This is a genomic window from Sphingobacteriales bacterium (genome assembly GCA_012517435.1).
GTDB lineage: Bacteria > Bacteroidota > Bacteroidia > CAILMK01 > JAAYUY01 > JAAYUY01.
Genome location: JAAYUY010000068.1, coordinates 1 through 7057, shown reverse-complemented (window position 1 = coordinate 7057; position 7057 = coordinate 1). Strand labels below are relative to the sequence as shown.

General features: G+C 42.0%; 6 protein-coding genes. 4 read left to right on the top strand and 2 right to left on the bottom strand.

Annotation, left to right across the window (positions count from 1 at the left end):
- On the bottom strand, positions 1 to 932 hold a 932-nt coding region (gene rsgA, locus GX437_03820; GenBank protein ID NLJ06781.1), incomplete at its 3' end, for a ribosome small subunit-dependent GTPase A.
- Between the two features lie 114 nt (positions 933 to 1046).
- On the opposite strand from rsgA, the gene sucD reads away from it, so the two are divergent.
- Positions 1047 to 1922, top strand: coding sequence for a succinate--CoA ligase subunit alpha (gene sucD / locus GX437_03815; protein ID NLJ06780.1), 876 nt, complete (start codon positions 1047 to 1049; stop codon positions 1920 to 1922).
- On the opposite strand, the gene GX437_03810 is transcribed toward sucD, so the two are convergent.
- A complete protein-coding gene (locus GX437_03810) occupies positions 1923 to 2630 on the bottom strand; it encodes a hypothetical protein (protein ID NLJ06779.1) in 708 nt (235 codons plus the stop codon).
- 683 nt (positions 2631 to 3313) lie between these two features.
- Between GX437_03810 and GX437_03805 the strand changes: the two genes are divergently transcribed.
- The 3 genes from GX437_03805 to GX437_03795 all read left to right on the top strand — a co-directional run bounded on the left by GX437_03805 (position 3314) and on the right by GX437_03795 (position 7018).
- Positions 3314 to 5773 (top strand): YfhO family protein, encoded by a 2460-nt coding sequence (locus GX437_03805; GenBank protein ID NLJ06778.1) that lies wholly within the window; start codon positions 3314 to 3316, stop codon positions 5771 to 5773.
- 12 nt (positions 5774 to 5785) lie between these two features.
- The gene (locus tag GX437_03800; protein NLJ06777.1) at positions 5786 to 6547 is read left to right on the top strand and encodes a class I SAM-dependent methyltransferase; all 762 of its coding nucleotides are present in this window, start codon (positions 5786 to 5788) and stop codon (positions 6545 to 6547) included.
- 72 nt (positions 6548 to 6619) lie between these two features.
- Entirely contained in the window at positions 6620 to 7018 is a 399-nt protein-coding gene (locus tag GX437_03795; protein NLJ06776.1) for a DUF4783 domain-containing protein, read from the top strand.
- The last annotated feature ends 39 nt before the right edge of the window (positions 7019 to 7057 follow it).

Genomic DNA, 7057 nt, shown 5'->3' with positions numbered 1-7057 from the left:
GGTTTTTCATCTTTGAAATCCTCAATAATTTTCAGATAACTCTGGTATCGCTCAGGATAAATTTCATTGTTTTCAAAAGCCTGTCTGACAGCACAGCCGGGCTCTGCCAGATGCAAACAGGTGTTAAACCGGCAAGCACCTGATACTTTCTTCATCTCAGGATAAAACAGGCTGATTTCAAAAGGTTCAAATTCGAACAATCCAAGCTCCCTCAGACCCGGAGAATCAATGACAAAAGTATCGTCATCTACCGGATGCATTTCGTAAAAGGTGGTTACATGTTGACCTTTTCCTGTAAAATCAGAAATCTGCCATGTTTTCAGATTCAGTGAAGGATTGAATTTATTTAAAAGGGTGCTTTTTCCGACACCCGACTGTCCGGATATCAGGCTAACCTTCCCATGAATCCTTGACTTTAGTTCCTGAAGATTTTCACCCGTTTTAGCCGAGACCTGCCAAATCTCATAACCAAGGGAACCGTAAATCTCTGCCAGACGCTGAAGCCTGTCAGCCGCTTCTCCCTCTAAGGCAAGGTCGGTTTTGTTGAAAATGATAACAGGTTTTATTTCATGGGCTTCTGCAATGACCAGATAACGGTCAATAAACCCGGGGCTAACCTGCGGGCGGACAACTGAAGCCGTAATCAGGACAAGGTCGAGGTTAGCGGCAATGATGTGATATTGACGGGAGAGATTGGAAGATTTTCGGGCAATATAATTTTTCCGCTCTTCCAGTTCATCAATTACCCCTGAAGCCAGCTTAGCATCCCAGTGAAATGTTACCCTATCGCCCACAGTAAGCGGATTAGTTGCTTTCAGGTTTTTCAGCCGGAATTTCCCTCTCAGTTTACATTTGTAAACCAGTCCTTCTTTATCCATCACATGATACCAGCTACCGGTTGATTTGATAATAATGCCTGATTTTGAATCCATAAATAATATCCATGCAAAGGTAAAATGCTGAAATTGTTTTCAAAAACAAAAATGTCATATTAATTACCGAATAAGTACCTTTGCACAAAATCAAATAATCGAATATCAACGACAATGAGTGTTTTAGTCAACAAAAATTCCCGGGTAATCGTTCAGGGATTTACAGGAAGTGAAGGAACCTTCCATGCCACACAAATGATAGAATACGGAACAAATGTAGTGGGGGGAGTTACTCCGGGCAAAGGCGGAAGCGAGCACCTCGGTCTGCCGGTATTTGATACGGTTGAACAAGCTGTAAAATCAACAGGGGCAAATGTTTCAGTGATTTTTGTACCAGCACCTTTTGCAGCTGATGCCATTATGGAAGCTGCTGATGCCGGGATTGAGGTGATTGTTGCCATAACGGAAGGCATTCCTGTAAAAGATATGGTCACGGTAAACGAATACCTGAAAGGTAAAAACTGTCGGCTGATCGGGCCAAACTGTCCGGGCGTCATCACTCCGGAAGAGGCAAAAGTAGGTATCATGCCGGGCTTTATCCACCGCAAAGGCAGTGTGGGCATTATTTCGAGAAGTGGTACCCTTACTTATGAAGCCGTTAATCAGGTTACACGGGAAGGGATGGGTCAATCAACCTGTATAGGTATTGGTGGTGATCCGATTATCGGAACCTCTACCCTCGAAGCCGTAAAACTGCTGATGAATGATCCTGAAACTGAAGGAATCATCATGATAGGTGAAATTGGCGGGACCATGGAAACCGAAGCTGCTTACTGGATCAAAGAAAATGCAACAAAACCTGTGGTTGGTTTTATTGCCGGACAAACAGCCCCCAAAGGCCGCAGGATGGGTCATGCAGGTGCTATCATTGGCGGAAAAGATGATACCGCTGCCGCAAAAATGAAAATCATGAGCGAATGTGGCATTCACGTTGTGGAATCACCTGCCGACATTGGCAAAACGATGGCTAAAATACTGAAAAGCAAATAGTCAATTCGACTTTAGTATTTTAATTGTATTCATTTCGCTGTCGCAAAAATGAATTTCAACCGGCTGGTTGTCAAAAACCAATTGCGATAAATTCAATCCAAATGCCTGTGCAAGAACTGCATATCCCGGATTTTCAAGAAATTCCGGTTTTACGACCATTTTAAACTGATAAATACCGTCTGTTCTGTCTATCAGAACCGATTTTTCCTCGTCTCCATAAAACTGATTTTTAAGCAGGAAATCAGCAAGTTTCTGAGCCTCGGCTTCCTCTACATTCATCGTATAATATAGATCCCCGTTCTTAATCCTGATTCTTTTCCCAAAACCCTCGTAGCGAATTTCTCTGACCGTTTTCAACCTGTCATCACAAATATAAGCATTTACAGGGCTCCCGTTGAAAACTTCACCCGATATTTTCATGGCAAAAAGCTTAAGTAAAACCACACTGTTGCTGTCGTCCTGCTTTTCTTTTTTTACCACCATGCGAAAGAGAAAAGTGTCGTTTCGCCTGTCGAGCTGAACGGTTTTCGGATTCCCATCGAAAAAACCAACTTTTACAAGATATTCACCCAGTTTCTGTGCATCTTCACTACTCACATTTTCCGTATAATAAAGCTGTCCCTTGTTAAATTCAAGTTTTTCCCCGTAATTGGAACAGGCAACTGCCAGCAATAACAATACTATTGTATAAAAAGCTTTTTTCATCATTTTTTATTTTCTGCAAAATTATGTCCTGCCGGTTGATATGGCAAAGAGTCCGGTGGTGGGTGATGAGTGATGAGTAATGGGTGATGGGTGATGCGTTCAGTGTCGCGGAATTTTCATGCCTGCTGATTACTTTTAAATAATTGCTGGTTGCTTGCTGTACTCTACAAGTAACAGGCATGGTCATTTTGTATCAGCCAGCGTTATTACCGGCTATGTCTGAAGATATTCATTATTGCAGAAGTGAGAAATTGAAGGTGGCGAAAATTATCAGGCCGTCCCTACGGGACTTGGCTCTTTAATTTTGTTAGTGTTACCATAAGATCGTCCCTGCGGGACTTGATGTGTGTCGATTTTTTGTTTTATGATACAATCTTAAAATCCGAAAATGCCATTAGCTCCCCTCTCTTTTTGAAAGAGAGGGGCCGGGGGTGAGTCAGATACCAAAGTGATATTGTTAACAGGATGATTATGTTACATGTTCTACGTTCCGATTTGCGATTTTGGATTTAGGATTTGCGATTTATATTTTTCTGTATTCCGCGTTTTTTCATGCCTGCTGAAAACTGCCTACTGCCTACTTTGTTAATTCCCCGGTGTCTATTAATCATTTTTACTGTCCTTATGAAAACTTTAATTTCGCAAGCCTGAAAGAAATGTTTTATTAACCATTTTCAAACATAATCATGAAGAATAAAGCTGATTTCAAAAAACTTTTACCTCATCTGATTGCCATTGTGGTATTTCTGGCCATCATTTCCATCTATTTTTCACCTGTTTTTGAAGGGAAAACCCTGCGGCAGCACGATATAGTAATGGCGAAAAGCATGCAGAAAGAAACTTACGATTATTACAAGAAAACAGGAGAATTTCCTCTCTGGACCAATGCCATTTTCGGAGGCATGCCCAACTATATGATCTGGATTATTTATCCCAAAAACATTGCCTCTTATCTGATTTACACCATCAGACTTTATTTGCCTGAGCCGCTCAGTTATATTTTTGTCTATTTTATCTGCTTCTATATTTTGATGCTGGTGCTGGGTAGCAGTGTACCCGTTTCGTTTATCACTGCCCTTGCCTTTGCATTTGGGTCTTATAACTTTATCAATGTCGAAGCGGGTCACCTGACCAAAGCACTTGCGGTAGGCCTTGCCCCACTGATTCTGGCAGGTGTTATTCTGACCCTAAAAAACAAGCTGTTCTGGGGTCTTGTCGTTACCACACTGGCGCTTGCCCTCCAAATCAGGGCCAACCACTACCAGATTACCTATTATACCTTCATGATGCTGATGATTCTGATGATTGTCGAACTGATTTATGTTGTTAAAAACAAGGCTTTACTTTCATTTTTAAAACAAATCGGTGTGTTGGCAATCGCCCTAATACTGGCAGTCGGGGTAAATATTACGGCCTTATGGGTAACCCGTGAATACACGGATTATACCATGCGCGGGGGCTCGGAACTCAGTTCTAAAAGCAATACAGGCAAGGGGCTCGAAAAAGACTATGCCTTTAGCTGGAGTTACGGTGTCAGGGAAAGTTTTACCTTGCTGATTCCTTACTTTGCCGGAGGATCCTCTGTAGAAAAACTTGGGGAAAATTCCAAAATGGCAAAATATGGCCTGTCAAGGCAACAGCTCAAACAAATTCCTACTTACTGGGGTACTCTTCAGACCACTGCCGGGCCTATTTACATCGGAGCCATCGTCATCTTTCTGTTTGTACTTGGGATGTTTGTCGTCAAACATCGTTATAAGTGGTGGATTTTCAGCTCAGTATTACTGTCGCTGATGCTCGCATGGGGAGAAAATTTCCCGGCTTTAAACAACCTCTTTTTTGATTATTTTCCGCTCTTTAATAAATTCCGGGTGCCCATGACCTTTTTACTCATGGTAGGCCTGATGGTTCCCATACTTTCAGGCATGGCTGTTACTGAGTTTTTAAATGGGAAAACAAAAAGGGAAGATTTTCTTAAAGCATTGAAATACAGCTTTTACGGAGTAGGAGGATTGACTTTGTTTTTCGCACTTTTCGGTGGTGCACTGTTTGATTTTGTGGCAAGCATTGATGAAACCCTTCAGAAAAACGGATGGCCTGTGGACGTGCTTCGAGAAGACCGTGCCCGCCTCCTCAAAACCGATGCTTTACGCTCCTTTGTCTTTGTTCTGATTGCTGCTGCCACCCTCTTTTTCTGGCTGAAAGAAAAACTGAAAACCAATCATGTATATGGGATTTTAGCCCTTATCGTGCTGGTTGATATGTGGGGAGTTGACAGAAGATATTTCAACAGCGATGACTTTGTCAGAAAACCCCGCGCCAACAAAGCCTTTGTGGAACTTACGCCTGCCGATATGTCTGTTCTTCAGGACCCCGATCCGCACTATCGTGTCCTCGACCTCACCAACAATCCATGGGCTGATTGTTCAAGAGCCTATTATCACAAACTCATCGGAGGTTACCATGGTGCCAAGATGGTAAGGTATCAGGAAATGATTGAACGGCATTTCACCAACGAAATAGACCGCTTTGCCAAGAGCCTTAATCAGTCAGGATTTCCTGATTTTCAGCTCACTCCTACCCTTAATATGATGAATACCAAATATTACATTGTCAGCAATGAAGCCAGCGGAGTCATTCCCAATGCCGGCAGATATGGCAATTGCTGGTTTGCCGACACTTTCGTTTTGGTCAACAATGCCGATGAAGAAATTGACACCCTCGACCATTTCGATCTCAGAAAAACCGCTGTGGTGGATAAAAGATTTGCGGATATGCTCAAAACCCACGTTTACCCTGCCGATTCAAACGATGTGATTAATTTCAACGGATATAAACCCCATGAACTGAAATACCTGACAGTGTCCGACAAAGCCCATCTGGCAGTATTTTCAGAGGTTTATTACGATAAAGGCTGGAATGCCTATCTGGACGGGAAAAAAGTCCCCCATTTCAGGGTGAATTATATCCTGCGTGCCATGATTGTTCCGGAAGGGGAACATGAAATTGTTTTCAAATTTGAACCAAGGTCATACTATACGGGTGAAAATATTTCGCTCATCTTTTCCGTCATTATCGGGTTGTTACTCTTTTATGCCCTTTTCAGGGAAGTTTTCGGGCCTGTCGTTCCGGCAAAGAAAAACTGATTTCATCCAGCCATGTCACTGGTTGATAAAACACGATTCAGAGACGGACATTATGTAGGCCTGCCAGCCGATTTCAATGATTCTTTTGTCCGGATCAGGATTAAGCTGCTGAAACAATTTCCCGGATTCACAGGGAAAGACCTCCATCTGGCAGATGTGGGCTGCGGAAACGGGAATACTGTTTTTCTCCTCAATGACGATTTTCGCTTTTGCACCGGCATCGACCTGTTTCCTGAAAATGAAACAGTCTTCAGGCAGACGGCTCTTGAAAGAAATTGCACCAACTGCGAATTTATCATAAAGGATATTGAAAAAGAAGAGGTTACAGAACAATACGACCGGATAGTCTGCTTCGAGGTCATCGAACACCTCAGGGATGAAAACAGCGTTTCGCAACTGTACAGAATGTTAAAACCGGGAGGACTGCTCGCTGTTACCGTTCCTCACAAATGGTGGATTTTTGAAACCCATGGCGCCCATCTCCCTTTTCTCCCCTGGAACAGGGTTCCCTTTTTCTCCTGGCTGCCCCGAAAATGTCATGAAAAATGGGCCAATGCCAGAATCTATACCCGTAAAAGAATGATAAAACTTTTGCAAAAACATCACTTCACCGTGGAATATTCCTGCCTCATTACTGCACCCCTTGATGTACTGAAAGATAGTATATTCAAGCGTTTTATGAAAAAATTTGTCTTCAGGAAACCCACTACTTCCAATCCGTTTCTGGCCACCAACGTTTTTGTGATTGCCCGGAAAAACCAGATGATGACTTAAGCTTATGAAAATGAAACTTTTTCAATACTTTTGCTGGCATAATTTTGGTAATTATTCAGCTATAATTCAAAAATGAGAGTCAACAAATTCAGATTAATTATTCCCTTTTTAATACTTAGTACCATAAGTATTATAGTTCTGGCGGATATTTTTGATGAAATTGCTCTTGCCATCAAATCCGGTAATTCACGGGAAATAGCAAAATACTTCAGCGCGAGGGTTGAGCTCAAAATCAACAATACCGAAAATATTTACAGTAAAGCACAGGCTGAACTTCTGTTGAGAGATTTTTTCAATGAAAATCCTCCTGTCAGCTTTGTTATCAAACATAAAAGCTCTTCCTCCAAAGGCCTTCAGTATGTCATCGGTTATCTGCAGGCTACTACCGGAAAATTCAGAACCTATATCCTTTGCAAGGATATTGACAACGTAACCTATATTCAGGAACTTCAATTTGAAAAAGAAAACTGATAAAATTGAATCCTCCGTTTATTTCTCCTGAAAAATTTC